The 24,402-nt window shown below is 35.5% G+C and carries 24 protein-coding genes and 1 riboswitch; of the genes, 9 read left to right on the plus strand and 15 right to left on the minus strand.

What is annotated here, in order from left to right; genetic code table 11:
- Positions 1-13: 13 nt before the first annotated feature.
- The 6 genes from thiS to J3D55_RS00540 form a co-directional block, all read right to left on the minus strand.
- Positions 14-220, minus strand: coding sequence for a sulfur carrier protein ThiS (gene thiS, locus J3D55_RS00515; RefSeq protein ID WP_259127219.1), 207 nt, complete (start codon positions 218-220; stop codon positions 14-16).
- Between the two features lie 58 nt (positions 221-278).
- Positions 279-378: riboswitch (TPP riboswitch) on the minus strand.
- A 108-nt stretch (positions 379-486) separates the two neighbouring features.
- Positions 487-2,556: an NIDO-like domain-containing protein gene (locus J3D55_RS00520; protein WP_259127220.1), complete on the minus strand. Its 2,070-nt coding sequence runs from the start codon at positions 2,554-2,556 to the stop codon at positions 487-489.
- 172 nt (positions 2,557-2,728) lie between these two features.
- Positions 2,729-3,403 (minus strand): RluA family pseudouridine synthase, encoded by a 675-nt coding sequence (locus J3D55_RS00525; RefSeq protein ID WP_259127221.1) that lies wholly within the window; start codon positions 3,401-3,403, stop codon positions 2,729-2,731.
- A 3-nt stretch (positions 3,404-3,406) separates the two neighbouring features.
- On the minus strand, positions 3,407-3,733 hold the full coding sequence (locus J3D55_RS00530; protein ID WP_259127222.1) for a hypothetical protein: 327 nt from the start codon (positions 3,731-3,733) through the stop codon (positions 3,407-3,409).
- Positions 3,733-4,548, minus strand: coding sequence for a 3-methyl-2-oxobutanoate hydroxymethyltransferase (panB, locus tag J3D55_RS00535; protein WP_259127223.1), 816 nt, complete (start codon positions 4,546-4,548; stop codon positions 3,733-3,735). The genes J3D55_RS00530 and panB overlap by 1 nt, the downstream gene beginning before the upstream one ends.
- A gap of 65 nt (positions 4,549-4,613) precedes the next feature.
- The gene (locus J3D55_RS00540) at positions 4,614-5,327 is read right to left on the minus strand and encodes a Crp/Fnr family transcriptional regulator (RefSeq protein WP_259127224.1); all 714 of its coding nucleotides are present in this window, start codon (positions 5,325-5,327) and stop codon (positions 4,614-4,616) included.
- Between the two features lie 89 nt (positions 5,328-5,416).
- Between J3D55_RS00540 and J3D55_RS00545 the strand changes: the two genes are divergently transcribed.
- From J3D55_RS00545 to J3D55_RS00585, 9 genes are all read left to right on the plus strand, one after another.
- Complete coding sequence (locus J3D55_RS00545) at positions 5,417-7,786, plus strand: heavy metal translocating P-type ATPase (protein ID WP_259127226.1); 2,370 nt, start codon at positions 5,417-5,419, stop codon at positions 7,784-7,786.
- Between the two features lie 118 nt (positions 7,787-7,904).
- Entirely contained in the window at positions 7,905-8,129 is a 225-nt protein-coding gene (ccoS, locus tag J3D55_RS00550; protein ID WP_259127227.1) for a cbb3-type cytochrome oxidase assembly protein CcoS, read from the plus strand.
- Positions 8,130-8,134: 5 nt separating this feature from the next.
- Entirely contained in the window at positions 8,135-10,393 is a 2,259-nt protein-coding gene (gene ccoN, locus J3D55_RS00555) for a cytochrome-c oxidase, cbb3-type subunit I (RefSeq protein ID WP_259127229.1), read from the plus strand.
- Between the two features lie 19 nt (positions 10,394-10,412).
- Positions 10,413-10,613 carry a cbb3-type cytochrome oxidase subunit 3 gene (locus J3D55_RS00560; RefSeq protein WP_047398710.1) on the plus strand — a complete coding sequence of 67 codons (201 nt, stop codon included), beginning with the start codon at positions 10,413-10,415 and terminating at the stop codon, positions 10,611-10,613.
- A gap of 10 nt (positions 10,614-10,623) precedes the next feature.
- Complete coding sequence (locus J3D55_RS00565) at positions 10,624-11,505, plus strand: cbb3-type cytochrome c oxidase N-terminal domain-containing protein (protein WP_259127232.1); 882 nt, start codon at positions 10,624-10,626, stop codon at positions 11,503-11,505.
- A 184-nt stretch (positions 11,506-11,689) separates the two neighbouring features.
- Complete coding sequence (gene ccoG / locus J3D55_RS00570; RefSeq protein ID WP_259127234.1) at positions 11,690-13,060, plus strand: cytochrome c oxidase accessory protein CcoG; 1,371 nt, start codon at positions 11,690-11,692, stop codon at positions 13,058-13,060.
- A gap of 9 nt (positions 13,061-13,069) precedes the next feature.
- Complete coding sequence (locus J3D55_RS00575) at positions 13,070-13,522, plus strand: FixH family protein (RefSeq protein ID WP_259127235.1); 453 nt, start codon at positions 13,070-13,072, stop codon at positions 13,520-13,522.
- Complete coding sequence (locus tag J3D55_RS00580) at positions 13,513-14,280, plus strand: sulfite exporter TauE/SafE family protein (RefSeq protein WP_259127236.1); 768 nt, start codon at positions 13,513-13,515, stop codon at positions 14,278-14,280. The genes J3D55_RS00575 and J3D55_RS00580 overlap by 10 nt, the downstream gene beginning before the upstream one ends.
- Positions 14,281-14,296: 16 nt before the next feature.
- On the plus strand, positions 14,297-15,052 hold the full coding sequence (locus J3D55_RS00585) for a hypothetical protein (RefSeq protein WP_259127237.1): 756 nt from the start codon (positions 14,297-14,299) through the stop codon (positions 15,050-15,052).
- A gap of 58 nt (positions 15,053-15,110) precedes the next feature.
- Here the strand turns inward: J3D55_RS00585 and serS are convergent, their stop codons facing one another.
- From serS to J3D55_RS00630, 9 genes are all read right to left on the minus strand, one after another.
- Positions 15,111-16,379, minus strand: coding sequence for a serine--tRNA ligase (gene serS / locus J3D55_RS00590; RefSeq protein ID WP_259127238.1), 1,269 nt, complete (start codon positions 16,377-16,379; stop codon positions 15,111-15,113).
- Between the two features lie 67 nt (positions 16,380-16,446).
- The gene (locus J3D55_RS00595; RefSeq protein ID WP_259127239.1) at positions 16,447-16,950 is read right to left on the minus strand and encodes a hypothetical protein; all 504 of its coding nucleotides are present in this window, start codon (positions 16,948-16,950) and stop codon (positions 16,447-16,449) included.
- 39 nt (positions 16,951-16,989) lie between these two features.
- Positions 16,990-18,246 (minus strand): MATE family efflux transporter, encoded by a 1,257-nt coding sequence (locus tag J3D55_RS00600; RefSeq protein WP_259127240.1) that lies wholly within the window; start codon positions 18,244-18,246, stop codon positions 16,990-16,992.
- Between the two features lies 1 nt (position 18,247).
- The gene (locus J3D55_RS00605; protein WP_259127241.1) at positions 18,248-19,378 is read right to left on the minus strand and encodes a glycosyltransferase; all 1,131 of its coding nucleotides are present in this window, start codon (positions 19,376-19,378) and stop codon (positions 18,248-18,250) included.
- Between the two features lie 117 nt (positions 19,379-19,495).
- Complete coding sequence (locus J3D55_RS00610) at positions 19,496-19,984, minus strand: hypothetical protein (protein WP_259127243.1); 489 nt, start codon at positions 19,982-19,984, stop codon at positions 19,496-19,498.
- 24 nt (positions 19,985-20,008) lie between these two features.
- Entirely contained in the window at positions 20,009-21,148 is a 1,140-nt protein-coding gene (locus J3D55_RS00615) for a hypothetical protein (RefSeq protein ID WP_259127245.1), read from the minus strand.
- A gap of 43 nt (positions 21,149-21,191) precedes the next feature.
- Entirely contained in the window at positions 21,192-21,977 is a 786-nt protein-coding gene (locus tag J3D55_RS00620) for a (Fe-S)-binding protein (protein WP_259127246.1), read from the minus strand.
- A gap of 87 nt (positions 21,978-22,064) precedes the next feature.
- Complete coding sequence (locus tag J3D55_RS00625; protein WP_259127248.1) at positions 22,065-23,399, minus strand: 4Fe-4S dicluster domain-containing protein; 1,335 nt, start codon at positions 23,397-23,399, stop codon at positions 22,065-22,067.
- 10 nt (positions 23,400-23,409) lie between these two features.
- Positions 23,410-24,360 (minus strand): MlaD family protein, encoded by a 951-nt coding sequence (locus J3D55_RS00630; RefSeq protein ID WP_259127249.1) that lies wholly within the window; start codon positions 24,358-24,360, stop codon positions 23,410-23,412.
- Positions 24,361-24,402: the final 42 nt, after the last annotated feature.

A 24,402-nucleotide genomic window follows, 5' to 3' on the forward strand; every position in this document is an offset into this window, starting at 1 on the left:
TTTTTTATGAGAATTAACCGCCTTGAGTAGCAGTGATAATTAAAATTGAATCTTTGTCGTTGAGAATGGTTTCCGCCCAGAATGATTTCGGAATAATGCGATTGTTGAGCGCTACAGCGATACCTTTTTTCTTTTCGGGTAATTCCATAGCGATGAGTGCTTCCAGATTTTCGGGAAGTACATCAAAAGTTTTTTGGGTGTGATTGATTGTGAGCTCCATTCCTAAATTTTTAAATATACTTTAGGAATGCCCATCATTGTACAATAGAATGTACAGCAAAAGTCATCTCACTTTTCCCTACGCTAGTATGATCTAGAAATCAGGTTCAAAGGGTAAAATCTCAGCCTGTTTGTCAACAGACACCCCTAAAGTTGGGACGAAGTTAGACATTTTTTTGAAATGCGCAAAATTTTGTTTTTTCCGGAAAATAGAAAAAGCGGTGTATATTCACCGCTTTTTAAATTAAAAATATTTTGTTTTATTTTTTATTTCTTAATAACCTTAATGGATTGTTGAGTTCCATTTTTCATTTCTAAAATTAAAATATAAAGTCCTTCTGAAAGATCTTGTAAATTTAAGGTAGACTGAGGATTATTAATTGTTCTAATTAATTTACCCGAAGTATCCATCACCTTAACAGTTCTTACTAATTCAGATTTATTAATATTGATTATTTCTGTGAAAGGATTTGGATGAATTTTTAGATTTTCTTTAACTTCAGCTTCAGAAACACCCAGACAAGCAGCCGCATCCAAAGTAGCAGTTACCTGCTGACGAGGAGATTCACACTCCGTTAAAATACCCCATTTGTAGAAAAAGTAATAATATGGGGTCGTTAAGCTACCACCAGTAATATCTACTACCCCTGCAAAAGAATATGGAAAACCTAAATTAGTACTATCCCTGTACATATTTGTAATCCCCGTCCATGCACCAACACCCAATCGATAATTGCTTCCCGGAGGTATAACAAAATCCAGAACCACTGTTTGCGGTATAGAATTAGCCGTAGAATTATGACCTATCACATTCACTACTTTAGATGCAATTACGGTACCTGATGAATTTCTTAATTCTATAGTAGCGGTTCCTGGAGTTCCATCAGTTGCAGAATAAGGATATAAATCTACTGTTTGTAATGTAAAAGTTGAAAATACCGAAAATATCATGTACGAAGATAGACCTCCTCCCGTTGACGCTCCCGTTTCGATAGTCTGCTTTCCAACAATTCCTGACGATGCTTTCGCAGCACTCGCCCAGTAGTTCGTTGTCGTTGTAAGCATTGGTGTGGTATATGAGTTTCCGCTTGCTATTGAAGTTCCTCCTGTTGCCGCGTCATACCATTTTACGGTCGCTCCTGCATCAGCTGTAGCATTCAAAGTAGCAGTTGTTCCTGAACAAATTGTAGCTCCTGTAGTCGAAATTAAATTTGGAGGTTGACAAGATGTATTGATGGAGATCGGCTCGGCAGACCATGTACTATAGCTTCCTGATCCACAATTAGATCTTACCCAAATATAATATATAGTCGCTGGAGCTAATGAATTAATTGTTGTAGACGTACCAGTAATATTAGTTTGCGTTGGCGTTGTAGTACTTATTGGCTCTGTATTGGAAGTACTATAATATATCTCATAACTACTTGGCGCCGGTGTAGGAGCAGTCCAATTGACTGAAATAGTATTTGGAGTAGCCGAAATTGTTGTTAAAGTAGGAGCAAAACAAGCAGGAGGAGTCCACGTATAAGTAAATCCTGCCGGAGGCATTCCAGATGCTGCAGAGGATGTTGTACTTGTATATTGTGTACTTGAATTTGCAGTTCCAGGGGTAGAGCTTACAAACGCTAAAGTACTCGCATTTAAACGATTGTTATAGTCTGTGTTGGAAGCACCTCGAAGTCCTATTTGAGCAGTTCCGGAAACATTCGTAGAACCAATAGCAAAAGCTCCGCTATTGTACACCATATCAATAACATTGCTTGTTTCTTTTAATTTAATTTGAAAAGAAAATGCATAGGCAGTTGTAGAAGAAGTACTGTACGCCGGTCTGAAATTCGTCCATTGAATAACCATTTCGCGATTAGGAGTAGTACCCACAACATCTGTTCTAATATCTCCGGTAAGCCCGCCTAAATTAGCAAAAGTATTTAAACTTTTACCAAATACAGAGATTGCTCCATTGTAAGCCTCTGTTGATGATATTGGTGTAGAATTAGAGTTCCCTGGCGAAGTTGTTCCAAAAGTAATATACCCATTAGAAGAGACTTTAATACTTGAGTAAACGGTACCATTATAATTAAAATTAAAAGGCAGTGCTACATCATAAGGCGGTACCTGATATAAGCTGGCTGTTCCTGAATTGGCTGTTGCCGTTCCTAAAACCGTTCCCCCGGTAACAGTTGTAAAAGTGCCTGTAGATTGGGCAAAAGAGTAAGCTTTAGCTTGTGCGTTAATAGGAGCGTATGAACCTAATAAAAATAGAGAACATAGCGCTGTTATTTTTAAGCTCCTTTTTTTAGAATTCTTAAAAATTTTTGATTTGTAAAAGTTTTTCATTGGAATTGGATTAGATTAAAAACTCCTCCAATTTAATAAAAAATCAACAAAATAACAATTAAAATATCTATACGATAAAAATATAATTAAATCATTGCACGCAACTCAAAACATCACAATTATACGAATTAAAATTACATCAAAAAAAATCCTGCAAATTGCAGGAAGTTTATTATTCACAAGCTCTCCAGATCGCATCATTCTGCGGAACGGGAGCTATAATTTCAACATTTTCTTTGGTGACAGGATGAATAAACTCCAGTTTTCTGGCATGAAGGTTTATTCCTCCATCGGGGTTGGAACGTGGTGCTCCGTATTTTAAATCTCCTTTAATCGGAACTCCTGTTTTCGACAACTGAGCTCTGATTTGATGATGTCTCCCTGTTTCCAGATCGATTTCCAGCAAAAGATAATTATCTAAACTTTTAATGACATTATACGTAAGAATCGCTTCTTTTGCGCCATCCGTCACTTTTGTAAAAACAATGGCCTTATTATTTTTTTCGTTCTTCTGTAAATAATGAACCAATCTTTGGCTTTTAGGAATCATTTCCTTTGCCACAACCGCCCAATAGGTCTTTTTAATCTCTCGGTTTTTAACCATTTGAGTCAAACGGGACAAAGCTTTGGAAGTTTTAGCATAAATCACCAAACCCGAAGTGGGTCGGTCGATACGATGAACCAAACCGAGAAAAACATTTCCCGGCTTGTCATCTCTTATTTTTATAAAATTCTTGATTGAGTCTAATAAAGATTCATCGCCGGTTTTATCGCCCTGTACAAGCTGTCCGACTTTTTTATTAATGACCAAAAGATGGTTGTCTTCATAAACAATCTGCTCCTTCATGACTTACTGACGATAATTGGGTCTATTTACAAATGACAGAATAATTCCTCCTAATAAACCGATAGTTTTAATAAATTCTAACTTAGAATCTCTAGGAATTAATAAACCTCCAAGTACGCAAATTGCCGCTGCTGCGTACATTGCATATGTGAAATTTTTGTTCTTCAGTGAAGGTGCCTGCAAGAAAAAACTTATCCCGATTAAGACATAAAAAACTCTTCGGGAAAGCAGATTATTGATTTCCGGAGAAAAGAGATTGAACCATCCTGCTGCAAGACAAAGCAAGGCAACAATAGATAAAATCCCTTGAGTAGACTGTTGGTTTCTCATTAATAACTTTCGTTTTCGTTAGGGAATTCCTGACTTTTTACATCTTTAACATATTGAGCGACTGCTCCTGTAATTTCTGTATAAAGATCAAGATATCTTCTTAAAAATTTCGGACTGAATCCTTTGTTCATTCCTACCATATCGTGATATACCAAAACCTGACCGTCACAATGAGCTCCAGCTCCGATTCCGATAGTCGGGATTGAAATGGCTTCCGTTACTTTTTTTGCTAAATCTGCCGGAATTTTCTCCAAAACAACAGCAAAACAGCCCAATTCTTCTAAAAGTTGAGCATCAGCAATTAATTTCTCGGCTTCCGCTTCGTCTTTTGCTCTTACTTTATAGGTTCCGAATTTGTAAATCGATTGAGGCGTCAAACCCAAATGTCCCATTACAGGAATTCCAGCGTTGATAATTTTCTTAATAGATTTTGAAATCTCCTTTCCGCCTTCAATTTTCACAGCATGAGCTCCTCCTTCCTTCATCATCCTTACTGCAGATTCCAATGCCTTTTCAGGATTGCTCTGATAAGTTCCGAAAGGTAAATCTGCTACCACCAAAGCTCTGTCGGTTCCTCTCACCACACTTTGAGAATGATAAATCATCTGATCCAACGTAATCGGCAGCGTTGTTTCAAAACCCGCCATCACATTAGCTGCAGAATCTCCTATCAAAACAGCATCAATTCCTCCCGCATCTACCATTTTCGCAGTGGTAAAATCGTATGCCGTAAGCATTGTTATTTTTTCCTTGTCGAATTTCATTTTTCGCAAGGTTTCAGTTGTAACTTTTTTAATTTCAGAATGAACAGACATAATTTATCTATTTTTAAAAGTTAAAAAAGTCGGCGCTAAGCCGACCTAAAGTTTTGTTATGATTTTTATAAAACTACGTGACCTAGTTTCATTAATTTGTCGTGGTTGAGGATTCTTATATTTCTCCCGTCTACTTCGATGAGATTATCTCCTTTAAATTCAGAAATTAAACGGATGGCACTTTCTGTAGCCGTTCCGATGATATTGGCAATTTCTTCTCTCGTTAAAGATATTTTGATAAATCCTTCAGGATCTACTCCCAATTTTTGCTCTAAAAGAATTAAAATTTCCGCTAATCTTTCTCTTACCGTTTTCTGAGCCAGGAAAGTAATCGTGTTGGATGATTCTCCCAATTCGTAAGAAATCTTCTGAAGCATCACAAAAGAAAGTTGAGGATCAACTTCCAGAAGATACATAAAAACATCTGCGGGCAAGAAAGTAACCTCAAGATCAGTCATTGCTTCAGCTTTTGCCTGAAAATTTTCTCCGCAAAGTAAAGACCGATAACCGATGATATCTCCTTCTTTGATAAACCTTAAAATCTGATCTTTTCCAAAAGCTCCCGATTTCGACAATTTGGCAGCCCCTTTTTCCAGGAAGTAGATTCCTTTTGGGATTTCCCCGTCCTCGAAAATGGTATCATGCTTTTGAAAAGTAAGTTTCTTTTTTGCGTTTATATATTTCTCAAAATCAGTGCTAGAAAGTCTTTCCTTAAATGATTTATCATTAAAAACTCTGGCGAACCTCTCCTCGATTGCAATCTGTTGTTCCTGCGACATTTTATATGACATTTATCACAAAAATAGAACTTTTTAACTCGATAAACAAAAAAAATTGTTATAATTTTGTCGTTCAATAATTTATGGTGGTGAGCGAGAACTGTTTTCATTGTGGTCAAGAGATCGAAAAGGAAAGAATTTTGTTTGATGAAAGAATCTTCTGTTGCAATGGGTGCAAATCGGTCTACGAAATTCTAAATACCAATAATTTAACTAATTTTTACGAGCTGAATAAGCGAGCGGGAATTCGTCCGGGTGATGAAAATTCTACGCAGTACGATTATTTAGACACTCAAGAAATCTTTGACAAGGTTACAGATTTTTCTGAAGGAAACACGAGCTTAGTCACATTTAAAATCCCTGTAATCCATTGTTCTTCTTGCATTTGGTTATTAGAAAGTCTTCATACCATTAATAAAGATATTAAATATTCTCAGGTTAATTTTACTAGAAAGACCTTACAAATCTCATTCAATCATAACGATATCAAATTAAGCGAATTAGCTAATTTTTTAACCAATTTAGGATATAAACCTGTTATCAGTCTTGAAACTGCCGATAAAAACGTAGAACACCTCGATAAGTCGTTACTGATAAAATTTGCCATTGCAGCTTTTGCTTTCGGAAACGGAATGTTCTTGGCTTTCCCGGAATATATTGGTGGCGAAGATTATTGGATGGATCATTACAAAGGTCTTTTCCGAGCTTTGATGTGCTTTTTGGCAATTCCGGTTGTGGTTTATTCTGCTTCGGATTATTATAAATCTGCTTGGTACGGTTTAAAAAACAAGATCGTGAATATTGATGTTCCTATTGTTTTGGGAATTATCGTTCTTTTCGGGCGAAGTTTATATGAAGTTGCCACGAATTACGGACCGGGATATTTCGATACCTTGTGTGGCCTTTTATTCTTCATGCTTTTGGGGAAAATTTTCCAGAAAAGAACGTACAGTGCACTTTCTTACGACAGAGATTACAAATCATTCTACCCGATTGCGGTAACGAAGGTTGATTTTGAAGGAAAACAGAACAATATTTTACTTTCCGAAATTAAAATCGGAGATCGAATTTTAGTCAGAAATCAGGAAATTATTCCTGTTGATGCCATTTTGATTAATGGGGAAGGAAATATCGACAACAGTTTTATTACCGGAGAAAGCGAAAGCATCAGCAAACAACCCGGAGATAAAATTTTCGCAGGAGGAAAACAAATCGGCTCTTCTTTGGAACTGGAAGTTATTAAAAATGTAGACCAAAGTTATTTAACCCAGCTTTGGAATAAAGAAGCTTTCAAAAAGCATGAAACAGGACTCGACACCCTTACAAACAACATCAGTAAATACTTCACATTCATTATTTTAGGCATTGCATTGGTTGCAGGAATTTATTGGTATTTTATTGATTTAAATATAATGTTCCAGGTGATTTCTGCGATTTTAATTATCGCGTGTCCTTGTGCGCTTGCGTTATCTGCTCCGTTCACTTTCGGTCACATTATGAGGATTTTAGGTCGAAATAAGTTTTACGTAAAAGACACTTTAACGATTGAAAAAATCGCGAAACTTGACACGATTGTTTTCGATAAAACAGGAACAATTACCCACAGAAAAAAATCTAATATTAAATTTGAAGGTTCTGAGATTAACGAATTTGATTTGCTGAATATCAAGACTTTACTAAAAAACTCCAATCACCCGCTTTCAAAATCTCTGTATGAATTTATTGAGATTAAAGATGATTATTTCCCTGTTGAACATTTTGTTGAAATTTCAGGAAAAGGTTATGAAGCGAGTGTGAGAGGAAATCTTTATAAAATCGGCTCTGCGAAATACAATAATCAGGAATCCAAAAATCTTGAAACAGCCGTTTATATCAGCAAAAACGATGCGTTTTTAGGGAAATTTATCTTTAAAAATGAATATCGTGAAAACCTTAAAGACCTCTTCAAAAAACTTACTCATTATAAAGTTTTCATCTTAAGTGGCGACAATTCTTCTGAAGAAAATCAACTGAAAGAATTAATTCCGAATTACGAAGGAATGGCTTTCAACCAAAATCCGGAAGACAAGCTGAATTATATCCAACATCTTCAGAATCAAAACATGAGAGTTGCAATGCTTGGAGATGGATTAAATGATGCCGGAGCTTTAAAACAAAGCAATGTGGGAATCGCAATTGCAGACGACTCCAACAGTTTTACACCTTCATCCGATGTCATCATGAATGGTGAAAAAGTAGTGGGATTAGACAAATACTTAAATGTTTGTAAAGGTTCGATCACGATTGTGAAAATTACATTTATAATTAGTTTTCTTTACAATATTATTGGTTTAAGTTACGCAGTCACAGGACATATGCATCCTCTTTTCGCTGCTATCTTTATGCCTGCAAGTTCTATCACAGTAGTTTCGTTCACTACACTTTCAACTTGGATTTTAGGAAGGAAATACTTCAAATAACGCGCTAAAAAGCCCTTATTTAGACTGATTTTAAATTAGCCAAAACCCGTATTTCGTGATGAATGTCATTATTTTTCACTAAATTTGAACCCCGAAAATAGGTTAATTTTGTTGTCTAATGGATATTCTATATTTAATGATCTTATGCAGTGTTTCTTTGGCTGCAGTTTTCCTGGTCGTGTTTATAGTATACGCCAGAAAAGGGCAGTTTGAAGATGATGAATCTCCGGCTGTTAGAATTCTTTTTGACTCCGAAATCATAACGGAAAAAGAAGAAACTGGCAACAAAGAAAGCGATAATGAAAAAGGAGAAAATAATAAAATTGAAGAAAAAAGTGAATAGTTGATATGGAAACACAAAAGTTTAGTTATGACAACAGTATTGTTCGGGCATTCCTTTATGCGACCGTAGGATTCGGGATCATTGGGTTTTTGTTCGGGCTTACAGCGGCATTAATGCTTTTCTATCCTGAACTTCCAGAATTCTTTTTTGGAACGGATGATACAACCATTAACAGTATTGGTGGTGGTATACAAGGGTTAATAAAAACACACGGTGCGTTTGGGTTCGGAAGAATCAGAATGCTGCACACATCCACTGTAATCTTTGCATTCGTAATGAACATCGTTTATGTAGGGGTTTATTACTCGCTACAGCGATTATTAAAAACAAGAATGTACAGTGATACATTGTCTTGGATCCACTTCTGGACTTGGCAAATCATGATTTTGGTGACTTACGTTACATTCTTTATGGGAATTAACACTTCTAAAGAATACGCAGAACACGAATGGCCAATCGATATTTTGATCACATTCTCATGGGTCATTTTCGGGGCAAATATGTTCTTAACGATTGCAAAAAGAAGAGTAAGACACTTATACGTAGCCATTTGGTTCTATATCGGAACTTGGATTGCGGTAGCAATGCTTCACATTTTTAACAATTTGGAAGTTCCGTTATCTTTCACAGGCTGGAAATCTTATTCAGCTTATGCAGGGGTAAAAGATGCTATTGTACAATGGTGGTACGGTCACAATGCGGTTGCATTCGTACTGACGACTCCGGTTCTTGGTTTGATGTATTATTTCTTACCAAAAGCTGCAGACAGACCGGTATTCTCATACAAACTGTCTATTATTCACTTCTGGTCATTAATTTTCGTATATATCTGGGCTGGTCCTCACCACCTTCAGTATACAGCTTTACCAGCATGGGCTCAAGCGGTAGGAACAGGTTTCTCTATCATGTTGATCGCACCATCTTGGGGAGGAATGCTAAACGGACTTCTTACATTGAGAGGAGCTTGGGATAAGGTAAGAGAAAATCCTATCTTGAAGTTCTTCGTAGTTGCTGTTACTTGTTATGGTATGGCAACATTTGAAGGTCCACTTTTGGCAACTAAAAACATTAACAAAATCGGTCACTTTACAGACTGGGTAATTGGTCACGTACATTTAGGTGCATTGGGATGGAATGGTTTCATGGCATTCGGTGTTATTTATTACCTGATCCCAATCTTGTGGAGAACGAAAATATATTCTACAAAATTAGCTAACTGGCATTTCTGGTTAGGAACATTAGGTATCATTTTCTATGCGGTACCAATGTATATCTCAGGATTTACTCAGGGATTAATGTGGAAACAATTCAACCCGGACGGAACTTTAGTTTGGAAAAACTGGTTGGATACAGTAACGGCGATTATTCCTTACTTTAAAATGAGGTTCGTAGGAGGATTATTCTATCTTTCAGGAGCTTTATTAATGGTTGTTAACCTTATTGCTACGGTAAGAAAAGGATCATTCCAGAAAGATGTACCTGCAGAAGCTCCGGCTTTAGCAAACATCGGAAAAAACAGAAAAGAAGGAGAAGGTACTCACCTTTGGTTAGAAAGAACTCCTATATTACTAGGTATTTTATCTTTATTAACGATCTCAATCGGTAGTATGGTGGAAATCATCCCTACTCTATCGCTTAAGAAAAGTGTACCTACGATTTCAGCAGTAAAGCCATATTCTCCACTAGAATTAGAAGGTAGAGATATTTATATCAGAGAAGGATGTAACGCTTGTCACTCACAGATGGTAAGACCATTCAGAGATGAGATTACGAGATTCAACGGTAAAAACGGACAGTACTCTAAAGCAGGAGAATTCATTTATGACAGACCGTTCCTTTGGGGTTCAAAAAGAACCGGACCAGATTTGCATAGAGAAGGTGGTAAAAACCCAAGTGCATGGCATTACAAACACATGTACAACCCAAGATCTACTTCTGCAGGTTCTATCATGCCTCGTTACCCTTGGTTGATCGCTACAGACTTAGACAGATCTAAGATGGTAGACAAGATTAAGCTGATGAAAAGTGCATTTGATGTACCTTACACAAAAGCAGGAATCGATTCTGCAAACTCTTGGGCAGACAATCAGGCAAAGAAAATCGTAAAAGAAATTATGTCTGAAGCACCTGACTTGAAAGATGCTTATGCTAAGAAACCGAAAGGAGAATTGGAGAAAAAAGAAATTGTAGCTCTTATCTCTTATCTGCAAAGATTAGGAACAGACATCAAGACAACTGAAATAAAAACAGCAAGTAATAACTAAACATTAAAAGGTTCACATCATGATACCTCAGAACTTTAAAGATATATTATCCAACACAGAAAACGCAGGTTTTTACCAAACACTGGCTCTGATTTTCTTTATGCTGTTCTTCGTAGCTCTGGTAATCTATGTTTTTAGCAAGCCTAAAAAATATTACAAAGAAGAAGAAGAGGCGCCTCTGCAGGACGATCAGGATGACGATTTTAATCTAAAAAATTAAACGACTTATTATGAAACAAAGAACACCGGTTGTTGTAAACATTTTAATAATAATTGGACTTTTAATAGTTTTCTATTATCTGTTTGTACAAAGTTATGCTTTCTTAGGATCTCCTTATTTCTGGGGAACTGTAGTGATTGGTGGTATTTTAGCATACATCCACAGTGCGATCGGAGATTTGATTGAGAATAATAAATTCAAAAAATTATCCTCTGAAGAAAAAGCAGCCTATTTAGCAGAAAAGAAAGTTCCTTTCTTGAAAAGAATGTATGATGCAGCTTTCAAAAAGCAATCTGCAGCTGAAGAAAAAGATATCCTTATCGACCATGGTTTCGACGGAATTATGGAGCTGGATAACCAATTACCAAAATGGTGGGTAGGTTTATTCTATTTTGGGACTGCTTTTTGTATTGTATATATCTGCGCATTCTCTTTCACAGATTTCGCTCACCCGTTAAGCGAATATGAAAAAGAATATAAAGAGCAATTGGCAGCAATTGATAAATACAACAAAGAACAACCTCCTGTAACGATTGAAACAGCTAAATATTCGGCTGATAATATTGCAGAAGGTAAAGAGTTATTCAAAACCAACTGTGCTTCTTGTCACAGAGAAGACGGTGGTGGTGGTATCGGTCCGAACTTAACAGATAATTTCTGGATCAATCAACCTGAGAAGACTTTGTTCAAGAATGTATTCCATATGGACTGGAACGGTTCGCCAAACAATCCTACCATGAGACCGTTCGGTAAAAACGGAGAAGTTTCTGGTGGTGAAATTGAAAAGATTGCAGCGTATGTGTATCACATCAACCAAGAACAGGCTCCTGTAACACAGGCTCAAGGTGGAGCAGCTCCTCAGGGAACTGAAGCTCATTGGGAAAAAGAATAATTTAACTTCAATAAATTAAAACATATGAATAGACATAATTTGTTATTACCTTAAAAATAGTAACGAATTATGTCTTTCTTTTTTTAAATACTTTACAAAATGTCAGATATAGAAGATATAGAAGTACGCGGCGGACAGGGACAAGTTTCTGGACCCTGAAACTTACAGAGATTCTATCGGGACAATGTATCAATCCGGAAAAAGGAAATGGGTATATCCCAGAAAACCAAAAGGTAAATACACCAATTATAGAAATCTTGTAAGCTATATTTTATTACTTGTTTACTTTGTTGTACCATTCATTAAGATCAATGGTAATCCGCTTATTTTATTTAATGTAATCGATAGAGCGTTTTTCATTTTCGGACAGCCTTTCTATCCTCAGGATTTTTTCATCCTTACTCTTGGAGCAATTGTCTCTTTAATATCAATTATCATTTTTACAATTGCGTTCGGAAGAATTTTCTGCGGGTGGATTTGCCCTCAGACAATTTTTATGGAATCTATATTTCGTAAAATAGAATATATTATTGAGGGTGACAGAAACAGCCAAATGAGACTGGACAGACAAGAATGGAACACCGAAAAGATCTGGAAAAGAAGTTTGAAATGGACTGTTTATCTTATCACCTCTCTTATCATCACTCACTTCATGTTCATGTACATTGTGGGTTATGAAGAGGTACTGAAGATTGTGTCTGAAGGGCCATTTACCCATCCTACCAATTTTATTGTAATGATTCTCTTAACGGCGGCATTTTACTTTGTATTTGCGTGGTTTAGAGAGCAGGTTTGTACATTGGTTTGTCCATACGGAAGATTACAAGGAGTTTTAATTGATAAAGACACCGTAAATGTTTTTTACGATTTCAACAGAGGCGAAGGCAGATCAAAATGGAGAAAAGGAGAAGACCGAAAAGCAGCCGGAAAAGGTGATTGTATCGACTGTCATCAATGCGTAGTAGTTTGTCCTACCGGAATCGACATCAGAGACGGGCAACAGCTGGAATGCATCAACTGTACAGCTTGTATCGATGCGTGTGATGAAGTAATGGAGAAAGTGGGCCTTCCGAAAGGTCTAATAAGATATGCCACAGAAAATGAAATTGAAAACCAGACTCCGTTTAAATTTACCGGAAGAATGAAAGGTTTTGCAATCGTTTTGGCACTCTTAACCGGAATTTTAGGCTATCTTCTTACCAGCAGAGGTGAAATGGAAGCCAAATTCATTAAACCGGCAGGAAGTACATTCTTTGTAAGAGACGGAAAAATTACCAATACCTACAATTATACTTTCTTAAATAAAACGAACGATAAGAAAGTGGTTACGATTAAAGTAATTGAGCCGATACACGGAGAAATTATCTACAGTGCTTCAAGCAAAATTACGGTAGACAGAGATAAAATCACGAAAGGAACCATTAATATCAGCTTCCCAGAAGATGATATGACACTTTCTAAACAGAATATCACGATCGGAGTTTATGACCTGAAAGGAAAACTGATCGATTCTTATAAAACTTATTTTGAAGGACCATTCAAATTACAATTTTAATTAAAAAAAATGAAAAAATTTAGTTGGGGACACGGTGTTGTAATCGCATTAGCGTCGTTCATTATTTTTATATTATCTATGCTGTTTCTTTTCCCAAACGGGCAAAAAAACTCTGAAATGGTAACCGATAATTACTACGAAGAAGAACTAAAATATCAGGATGTAATCGATGCTAAGAAAAGAGCAGACGAATTACAGGAAAAACCTGTTTACAGTCAGGATAAAAACGGAATTAAAGTAACTTTCCCGAAAGATGCTGACAATTCTAATACCACGGTAAAATTTGTTTTAAACAGAACCGACGACCAGAATTTAGATATTAAAAAATCTGTTCAGCTTGATGCCAATAAATCATTTACAATTCCTGCACAGGTTTTAAAAATCGGGAATTATACTTTAAGATTAAATTGGACGAAAGACAAAACAGACTACCGACTGGATTATGATGTGATATGGAAATAGCACTTATTGTATCGGCGATTGGGTTGGGTTTTGCTTCCGGATTTCACTGTATCGGAATGTGCGGACCTATTGCCTTGTCGATGGGATTAACGAAGAAACAGGCTACCAATTATTACCTTCAGAATCTTACCTATCAGTTCGGAAGAATTTTCACATACTCACTTTTGGGAGCCATTTTAGGAATTATTGGTGAAGGTTTTGAGATGGCTGGTTTTCAGAAATATCTTACGATTGCTGTCGGAATTTTATTGATTGTTATGGCTCTTTTTTCATTTGGCGGAAAAGATTTTGCTTCAAAAATTCCTTTCTTTTCTAAATTTTTATTTAAAGTTAAATCAAACTTAGGAAGGCTGCTCCAAAAAGCAGATTACCGTTCCAGATTCACAACCGGTGTTTTGAACGGTTTTTTACCTTGCGGAATGGTTTATATGGCTTTAACAGCGAGTTTAGCAAGCGGAGGAATATGGCAGGGAGCTTCCTATATGGCGTTATTCGGATTGGGAACACTTCCATTCATGTTTGCGGTAGTTTTGGTCGGAAATCTAATGAATCAGACTTTCAGAGTAAAAGTTTTAAAAGTGATTCCTTTAGTGATGATTATTTTGGGTGGATTATTTATTGTAAGAGGTCTTGAATTGGGAATTCCTTACATTTCTCCAAGAGCGGAAGCCATGACGATTTCAAAAGACAATCAAGGTGACTGTCATTTACCCGGAGATCACAGTACACACGATCACAGCAGGGTTAATTGCCATTAAAGAGATTCAAAATCATATGAAAAAGGTTTTATTTTTACTTTTAATCAGCTTTTTTGCGCTTCAGTCATGCTCAGTGGAATCTGAGGTTATTTTTCATAAAAACAGTACGTCAACCACAATGATTGATATTGATATGAAGGATGCGATGGCTGTTTTAAAATCAAGAGTGGCAGCCACTTCTCAAACCCAAAACACAGGACTTGAAGACCTCGGAAAATTACCAAAAAATTGGACGAGCGTTTATAAATTGGGTAAAGAAATACGAAAACTCGACATCAAAGATCCCGATTCTATTAAGATCATGAAAAAAATCTTCATGAAATCTAATTTTGATAAGGAGGAAATGAAAGGATTTGCCCTGAAAATGGATCATTTTTCACAAGACGATTATCAATCAGCAGGAAAATTATCAAAAAATTATCAGCTTCCGATCGATCGATTAGCAATGAATTCGTGGGACGGAAAAACACTGACTATTAATACGCAGGAACTTACGTTAAACGGGATTAAAAACATCCTCAACAACAAAGATATTTCTTCTTTACAAGCTCAGACTTCAGTGGAATATGTAAAAATGATGTACAAAAATATCGGTACCACCTTAAAATTTGAGAAGAAAATAAAATCCATCACCGGAAAACACGACTGGATCACAAAAACCGACGATTATTCTTTAAAGATAAATTATGATCTGAATTATTTATTCAGCCCGGAAAAGGATAGAAAACCTCTTTTGAATGGGGATGAAAGGATTGTTATTGTTACTGAATAAAAAAACAAAACCACCGAAAATTTCGGTGGTTTCTATTTATAACTTATATCATTCAATATTAATTAATCACATCAAATCTCGCATATTCAGCAATCTTCTTTGGAAGCTTAATTCCTTCCGCTGTCTGATTGTTTTCAAGCAAAGCTGCCATAATTCTTGGTAAAGCCATCGCTGAACCGTTCAATGTATGAACCAATTGAGATTTTCCGTCTGCTTTGTAACGGCATTTTAGTCTGTTCGCCTGAAAAGTTTCAAAATTAGAAACAGAACTTACTTCCAGCCACATTTCCTGAGCCGCACTCCAAACTTCGAAATCATACGTCATTGCCGCAGCAAAACCTGTATCTCCACCACAAAGTCTTAACACTCTGTAAGGAAGCTCAAGATCAGTCAATATTTCTTTGATATGTTCTACCATTTCCTCCAACACAGCATAAGAATTTTCAGGTTTTTCGATTCTTACAATTTCTACTTTTTCGAATTGGTGAAGACGGTTCAACCCTCTTACGTGAGCTCCGTAACTTCCCGCTTCTCTTCTGTAGCATTGAGAAAAAGCCGTATTTTTAATCGGAAGATCTTTTTCTTCCAACAAAATATCACGATACAAATTCGTCACAGGAACTTCCGCTGTAGGAATTAAATATAAATTATCTTCATTAATAAAATACATTTGTCCCTCTTTATCAGGTAATTGCCCTGTTCCGTAACCGGATGCTTCATTCACAACGTGAGGCGGATTTACTTCCATATATCCTTTCTCAACATTTTTATCCAAGAAATACTGAACCAAAGCTCTCTGCAATCTTGCGCCTTTTCCAAGATAAACAGGGAAACCTGCACCTGCAATTTTTACGCCTAATTCAAAATCGATAAGGTTATATTTTTTTGCCAGTTCCCAGTGAGGAATTGCTCCTTCACCAAGACCTTCCACATCGTGAGACTGAAAAATCATCTCGTTATCCTCCGCAGAAGCACCGCTTTTTACCAATTCATTCGGAATGTTCGGAAGCTGATATAAAATCTCTAATAAAGCCTTTTCTTTTGCATCTAACTGAATTTTCAATTCCGACGTCGACTCTTTGTATTGTGCTGTTTTAGATTTTGAGGATTCTGCTTCTTCTTTTTTTCCTTCTTTCATTAAAATCCCGATTTCTTTGGAGATTTTGTTGATTTCGGAAAGTTGAGAATCTAATTCAAACTGAATTTTTTTTCTTTCTTCGTCAGTAGCAATAGCCTCGTCTACCAACTCAAGATTCTTGAATTGTCTTTTCTTAAGACCTTCTAAAACGCGCTCTTTGTTGTCGCGCAAAAAATTGACTTGTAACATTTTATTTAGATGTTAGTTATTAGAATGTTGAGCATCAAAATGTCAACAGTTTTGCAAATGTAAAAAATTATTTTACGATAGTAACTACGTTTGAGCTTCCAGGTTGTTTTGTAAATCTCAACGTATCATTATAATATACTTTCGAGACTTCAAAAACCGACGGTGTCATTCTGTACTGAATTTCCAGTTTATCGTTAATTGTATCGAGAATCGTGGCATTCAATCTTTTCACCATGGAGACCGTAATTACCGAATGGTAGGTTTTATTGTTCGGATCAAGCGTGTCCAGTCCTACTCTTTTCGCGCCTGCAATATATTCTATAAAAAGTGTAGAATCTGCCGTTGCTCTCAATGAGCTGCTTACAGGAGCCAGATCTGCAAGTCCGTTTACATCATTCATTGAATAGGTGAAATAGGACATATCTTTCTTGGCATGAAACAAATCTCGTCCCGCACCATTTTTCACATAAACATTCAAGATCTGATCTATCTTCTGCACATCGTCTTCATCGCCTTTACAGCTTAGAAAAGCGAAGAAAATAATCAGAAATCCAAAAACAATATTCCTCATTTCCAACAAAGATAAAAACTTATTTTTAATTCTATAATCTTATTTTTTCTTTAAAACTTTATTTAAAAGTAAATTAATTTCAGATTTTGAAAGAATAAAATCATGAATATGAAATTCTGTAATCTTATAAAATCTCCAGAATAATAATCCTGACGACAAACAATACGAAATCGAAGTAATTACACAAGCTCCCCGAATTCCCCATTTCGGAATGATGAAAAAAGACGAAATTACGGTGAAAACAAGTCCGATAATTGCTTTGACATTTAAAATTCTCAGCTTATTAATTCCGGCAAAATAATATCCGATAATATTACTTGTTGCGATTGCTAAAATTCCGGGCGACAGAAACAGAACAATTTCTTTGGTCTGACTAAAATCTTTCCCGAAAATCATCGAATATAATGGTGCGGGAATTAGCAACATGACAACGATGAATAGCAAAGTAATCAAAAAACTGATCCGTAAAGAAACTTTTGTTTTTTCAATCGCTTCGTTTGAGTTCGTATTATTCACAACATCGGCGTAAAGCACTACCGAAAGGCTTCGACTTACCGTCCAGATCGCTTCTGAGAAAGCAATTCCGACAGAAAAAACGCCGACACTTACAATTCCTTTAAAATATTCAAGAAAATAGAATGACAACCTGTTATTTAAAAACTGAAGAAATGCACTTAACTGGGTTTTCCATCCATAATCGAATAACTTAACACCAATTGTTTTAGAAAACGAAATCTTTTTAACATCACAACGTTTAAGAACCTGAAAAGTACTCATCAGAAACAATACTCCAAAACAGCTTATCTGCGCCATAAAATAAGCATTAACGGAAGTAATTTTAACAATATAAACGATAACGGCAATAAATACAATGTGTATAATCTGCTGTAAAACCGTGTATAAATTGAACATTTTAATATTCTGCTGTCCGACAAACAGATTCACATTTGCGGCAAGAAGCGAAGAAAGGACAGAAAGTCCGATCAAATAATTTGAGTATTCTAAAGCATGATTAAAACTGAAAATTACAGGAATTAGAACGCCGACCAAAATCGACCAAAGATGAGCGAACGGTAAAATTTCTTCCGTTTTGAACTTCGAAGCAAAATAACTCATGCTGCTTCCCACGAAGATATTTGCAAAAAAACTGATGATCGTAAGATCGGCAATCACTATCGAAATAACTCCTTTCCCTTCACTTCCCCACTTATTTGTAGTGTAAATGACCAGTCCGAAATTTAATATCAAAATTAAAAAACGGGAAACAAAAGTTTTCAAAATAGTGCTCTTCATCATCTTATTGCATTGATTTTTTGATGAAGTCTACGAACTGATCTTTAATAACATTCCAATTGTATTTTTCCTCATATTCTTTTCTTGCATTCTGAGCTTGATTTGAATATAATTCAGGATTTTCGATATATTGTAGAATATTATTCGCAATCGCATCTGAATTTTCGGGATCAACCAAAAAACCAAATTTTGAAACATCCAGATGTTGTCTCGTTGCTTTCAGATCGGTATAAATAACAGGCTTTCCGGAAGCTGCATAATAAAATATTTTGATAGGCAGACAATGATGATTTTCGTAATTAACCGTTCTTACATCAAAACAAATATCTGCATCGGCATACGCTTCCGTAAATGTTTCAAAAGAAGTTGACTTCCCTATTTTAATATTTTCAAACTGATATTTTTTAACCAATTCAGAAAAATATTTTTCGTCTTTTTCCTTTCTTGAACCTCCGATTAACAGGATTGAAATATCAAGTTTAGGTTTCTTTTTTCTTAAATTATCAATTGCTGAGAAAAAATTTCCTATTCCTTTTTCTTCGGAAAATTGTCCGGTGTAGCAAAGCGTAATTTTATTCGGTTCTAATTTCTTTATATTTTGATGAATGTAAATATCATCGGGATAATACGGCGAAACAATACTTTTTTTAAACGGAAAAAAATAAGCCAGTGGAAATTTTTTCGTGTCTTCACCAAAAATATAGTGAGTACTTATGAATCCTGCATATAATTGAATCAGAAAAAATTTAAAAGCATGAATGATATTTAAAGGAAACGAATAATTTTCGACCATTCTCATCGAAGGATACCATTCTGTGATATCGTAAATAATGCTGATTTTATTCTTCTTTTTGAACTTTTTTGCAGCGATCACCGCCAAAGGTTCGGAACAGATAACAGAATCGGGTTGAAAAGAATTTAGCACTCTTTCGAAAACTGTCGTTTTCTCTTCCGTGCTTTTTTCTAAAACTGAATAAGACTCGACTTCAATTCCGTCAATAAAACCTTGAAATTCTGAAGAAAGACTGCAAATTTTAATCTCATTTCCCTGATTTTTCAACGCTTTTGCCTGATGATAAAAAATTCTATCATCGTCGTATCGGTGAGCGGTTGTTAAAAAAAGGATTTTAGACATCTATTTCCGAAAATTTTTAATCAAAATCTGTATAAGCATTGATTTTTTACAAATATACTTTAAAGCAAAAAAGTGGAACAACTCCACTTTTTATTTTTTTTTATTTAAATATAAATTTTATTTAATTCCGGATGCCCAACTTCTTTCGAAAGGCAAAAGGAAGTTCCCGATAAATTCCATATAGGTATTCTTTGAAAAATCAAAAACCTGAATGTCTTTAGAAATTTCTCCATTTCTTACTTTTGATTTAAAATCAATAAGCTTCAATGTTTTTACTTCGCCATTTTCTACAAAACTGGCTTTCATTCTGTCGAAAAGTCCCAACTGATATTCGCCATCAATTTCTCTCATGATCTTTCCTAATGCATCGATACTGCATCCGGAAGCCATTTCTTTTTCTTCATCCACGCAAATGACGATAAACTGATTTTTTTCAATTTTAAAAGATGAGGAAAGTGGTTTTCCGTGAGCTGCCCAAGTTGCCAGAAAATCGTACAATTTTTCGGTAATTACTTTCGCCTCTTTTGTCTCAAAAGGTCTTGACGCAGGATATATGATAACTCTATAATCGTTGGTTTCTACTATGCTTGATTCTTCAATCTTCATTTCTGATACATTTAGAGTTCAAAATTACGCAATTTTCCTGAGTTTGAAACCATTGTATTTTTTGCTTACTGCATACAAAAATACAATCAGAAGCATCATGATATAGCCGAAGAAAAATCTTAATCCCGATGAATGCGGGAAAAATAAAAATTTGATATAAATATTTACTAAAATAATCACAGCCAGCGTTCTTATCCAAGAATCTTTTGACAAATAAAATGTAAGTCCAAGAAGTCCAAAAGAGACTACTGTCACTTTTTTAAAGTAAATAATTTTTTTATAAATAATTGTAAGATATTCTTGAAGGCTAAAATCTGGCGACGATCCGGAAATAAAAGAACGTCTATGGATGAAAGTGTCGTAAAAAAGATGTTTCCAACCCGGATAATGAGAAATTTTGATAATTGCAAAATACAAAACCAAAAGAATTACACCCTGAATAACAAATCTGAAATCTAATTTTTTATTTTTAAAATATTCATAAATTCCTGTAATTCCCAAATAACTTAATGTGAACGGAGCATAATCTGGTCTTGTAAAAGTAATTGCAAAAAGTACTAAAAACATGATCCATGAGCTCCATTTTTTGATTAATGCTATCATAAAAACCAGCAAAAACTGCAAAATGAACATGTCCGGAGTTGCCACTCTCGACATATAAGTCATTGGTGGCAAAAGCATTATTCCAATAGTTAAAATAACTGTCACAAGATAATTTTCAGGAAAAATAATTTTAAGAATAAAAAAGAGGAGTAATCCAGAAATAAAATACGAAATAATACTTAAAAAAGTCACTGAATCGGGGGAAGAAAATCCCAGTTCATACAGAATTAAAATTCCGAGATTATATCCGACCTTAATCTGAAAGTAAGGCAATTGTTCGGTAAAAGCTTTTGTATTATTGGCAAAAGCCTGTCGCGCTTTGTCGGCAGGCTTTAACGTTCCTAGAATATCTTTATACTCCAAATCCGGAGCTTTTTTTTGTATTTCTGTGTAAGTAAGTTCCCGAATTTTATCAGGAGAATCCGGAAATTTCAAAGTATATAAACAACCTATATAACCCGGCATATCCCAATCATAGACTCTGTTTTTATAATTCCAAAAACTAAGAAATGTGATAACTGCTATTATGAAAAAAAAGGAAATTCTCCATTTTGTTTTCATGGAAATATTGATTCGTTTAAATACTTTTTGATTCCAATGATTATTATAGATCTTCCGCTTCTGCAAGCAGCTCAACAATATCTTTCACGGCAACTTCTTCGTTTTTATTGAAGTGTTTCACCCCATCTGTCATCATCGTATTACAGAAAGGGCAGCCTGTTGCGATTATTTTAGGCTCAGAAGATAAAGCTTCTTCAGTTCTTTCGATATTGATGTCTTTTTTACCTTTTTCAGGCTCTTTAAACATCTGTGCACCTCCTGCTCCACAACAAAGTCCGTTGGTTTTGCAACGCTTCATTTCTACAAGTTCGGCATCCAGTTTTTCAAGTAAAACTCTTGGCGCTTCATATTCGTCATTTGCTCTTCCTAAATAACAAGGATCGTGGAAAGTGATCTTTTTACCTTTGAAAGCTCCGCCTTCGATCTTTAATCGACCATCTTCCATTAATTTTCTAAGAAACTGAGTATGGTGAATAACTTCGAAATTCCCGCCTAAGCTAGGATATTCATTTTTAAGGGTATTGAAACAGTGCGGACAAGCCGTTACGATTTTTTTTACTTCGTAAGCGTTCAGAACTTCAATGTTCGTTAAAGCCATCATCTGGAAAACAAATTCGTTTCCTGCACGTTTTGCGGGATCTCCTGTACAGCTTTCTTCCTGTCCTAAAACAGCGAATTCAACGCCTATTTTATTTAATATTTTGCAAAATGCTTTCGTGATTTTTTTGGCACGGTCGTCGAAACTTCCTGCACAACCCACCCAGAATAAAACTTCAGGTGATTTTCCTTCGGCATCATATTCTGCCATTGTTTTTATATTGAAATCCATTTTAAATCAATTTATCAATATAGCAATGTAACAGTTTACCAATGGAATGATCGTTACATCGTTACATTATTTACATTGTTACATTAATTAATCATTTGCCCAATTCAGACGATCTGCCTGATTATATTGCCACGGTGCAGCATTATTTTCTACATTCGTCATCATCAGATTCAGTTCTTGTGGAGCAGCAGACTGTTCCATGACCAAGAATCTTCTCATTTCGAAAATAATAGAAAGAGGATCAAGCAATACCGGACAAGCTTCTGTACATGCATTACATGTCGTACAAGCCCAAAGTTCTTCTTTTGTGATATAATCGTTCAAAAGTTTTTTCCCGTCGTCTTCGAATTTACCGTTTTTATCGATATTTCTTCCAACTTCTTCCAGACGATCTCTGGTTTTCATTAAAATTAATCTTGGAGACAGTTTTTTACCTGTAATATTTGCCGGACAAACAGATGTACAACGACCACATTCTGTACAAGAATACGCGTTTAACAACTGAACCTGATTTAAATCAAAAACATCTTCAGCACCAAATTTTGAAGGAACATCCGCCTCACTTCCTTCTGCCGGAGCAGCGTAAGGATCTGCGTTTGGATCCATCATTAATTTAATTTCTTTCGTTACAGATTCCAGATTATTGAATTTCCCTTTCTTTTCTAAGTTGGCATACCACGTACTTGGGAAAGCCAAAATAATATGTAAATGTTTAGAATAATAAAGATAATTCATGAAAAACAGAATTCCCACAAAGTGAAACCACCAAGCTGCTTTTTCTGTAAAAATTAAAAATCCGCTGTCAAAGCTGAAAACTTCTAAAAACGGAACAAAAATCATTTCACTGATCGGGAAGCTCCCATGTTCCGGAAAAATACCTCTGTGTTGAAGAATCAAATCTGACGCATTCATTTTAAAGAAAGCCATCATTAAAGCAAATTCAATGATCAAAATCCAGTTGGCATCATGTTTTGGCCATCCGAAAAGTTCTTTCATTGTTAATCTTTTCACCCCATAAAAGTTTCTACGGATGAAGAAAGCAACAACTCCGATCACCACCAAAAGTGCTAGAACTTCTAATGTTGCTGTAAAGAAATTGTAAAAAGTATGTCCGAAAATGGATGATAAAAATCTATGTGTTCCGAAGATTCCATCGACGATTATCTCAATAAGTTCTATATTAATAATGACAAAACCGACATACACAAAAAGGTGTAAAACTCCTGCTACAGGACGTTTACTCATTTTGCTCTGTCCCATAGCTACTCTTGCCATGGTTTCCCAGCGCTCTCCTTTTCTGTCGTTTCGGTTGATTTCTCGTCCTAATCTGATGTTTCTGTATATCTTCTGCAGACTTTTTGCAAACAGCCCAAAACCTGCAACCAATAAGATCAGAAAAATAACATTATCGATATATTGCATGGTCTATATATTAGTCTTTACTGTTCTTACCGAAAACCGAGAAATTAACGTATTTCTTAGGGTTAGCTTTTAAATCTTCGATCAAAGCATTCAAATTGTTTGATGCTGCGTTAAGATTATTATAAAGCTGGTCGTCTTTCATTATTTTACCTAAACTTCCTTCACCTCTGTCGATCCCAGAAACTACGTTATTCAACTGACCAACAGTAGCATCTAAGTTTGCAATCGTTGCATTCAGTTTTTTAGTATCAATACTTTCTGCTAAATTTCCGTATTTGTCTAAAGTAACTTTACCAGTCTGCATCGTTACACTTGCATCATCCAAGACTTTCTGAAGCTTCGGATCGTTGTGCCCAACCAAAGAATTTACACTTCCTGCAGTTGTTTGTAGAGCAGCAACGGTTTTATTAAGATTAGCCAGTAATAGTTTAATCTCCTGTCTGTTTTGTGAGTCTACCAATTGATTGGCGTTCGTCATCAAAGAATCTACTCTATGTAAAACGGTCTGTAGCTGATCTTTCACTGGACCTACTTGAGAAGAAAGACTTCCTAGAGTTCCAAGTTTGAAAGCACCTTTTAAAGTATCGCCATCTTTTGCGGTTTGTCCACCATACATCAGATTGATTCTCATTTCTTTCCCGCCCATTAAACTCGGTTCAAAAATCTCTAATGTAGAATTTCTTGAAAACTCAAAATTGTTATCAACCGTTATTTTTACTAAGAAATCGATTTTTCCGTCTTTGGCTGTACGAGGAATGATTTTATCAACCTGCCCTACTTTCAACCCATTGATTGAAACAGGAGAAGATTGTGCCAATCCCTCTACATTTTCATATTGTGCGTAAAATATATTATCGGTAGTAAAAAGGCTTCTGCCTTTCATAAATTGAAACAGCACTACGAAACCAATAATGGCCAAAAGTGCGATCACACCAGCTTTTATTTCTTTACTGAACTTCACTTGCTAAATTTTTTCTAATGAGCAAATATACTACATTTAAAT

The organism is Chryseobacterium ginsenosidimutans (assembly GCF_024807225.1).
In the GTDB taxonomy this organism is placed as follows: domain Bacteria; phylum Bacteroidota; class Bacteroidia; order Flavobacteriales; family Weeksellaceae; genus Chryseobacterium; species Chryseobacterium ginsenosidimutans.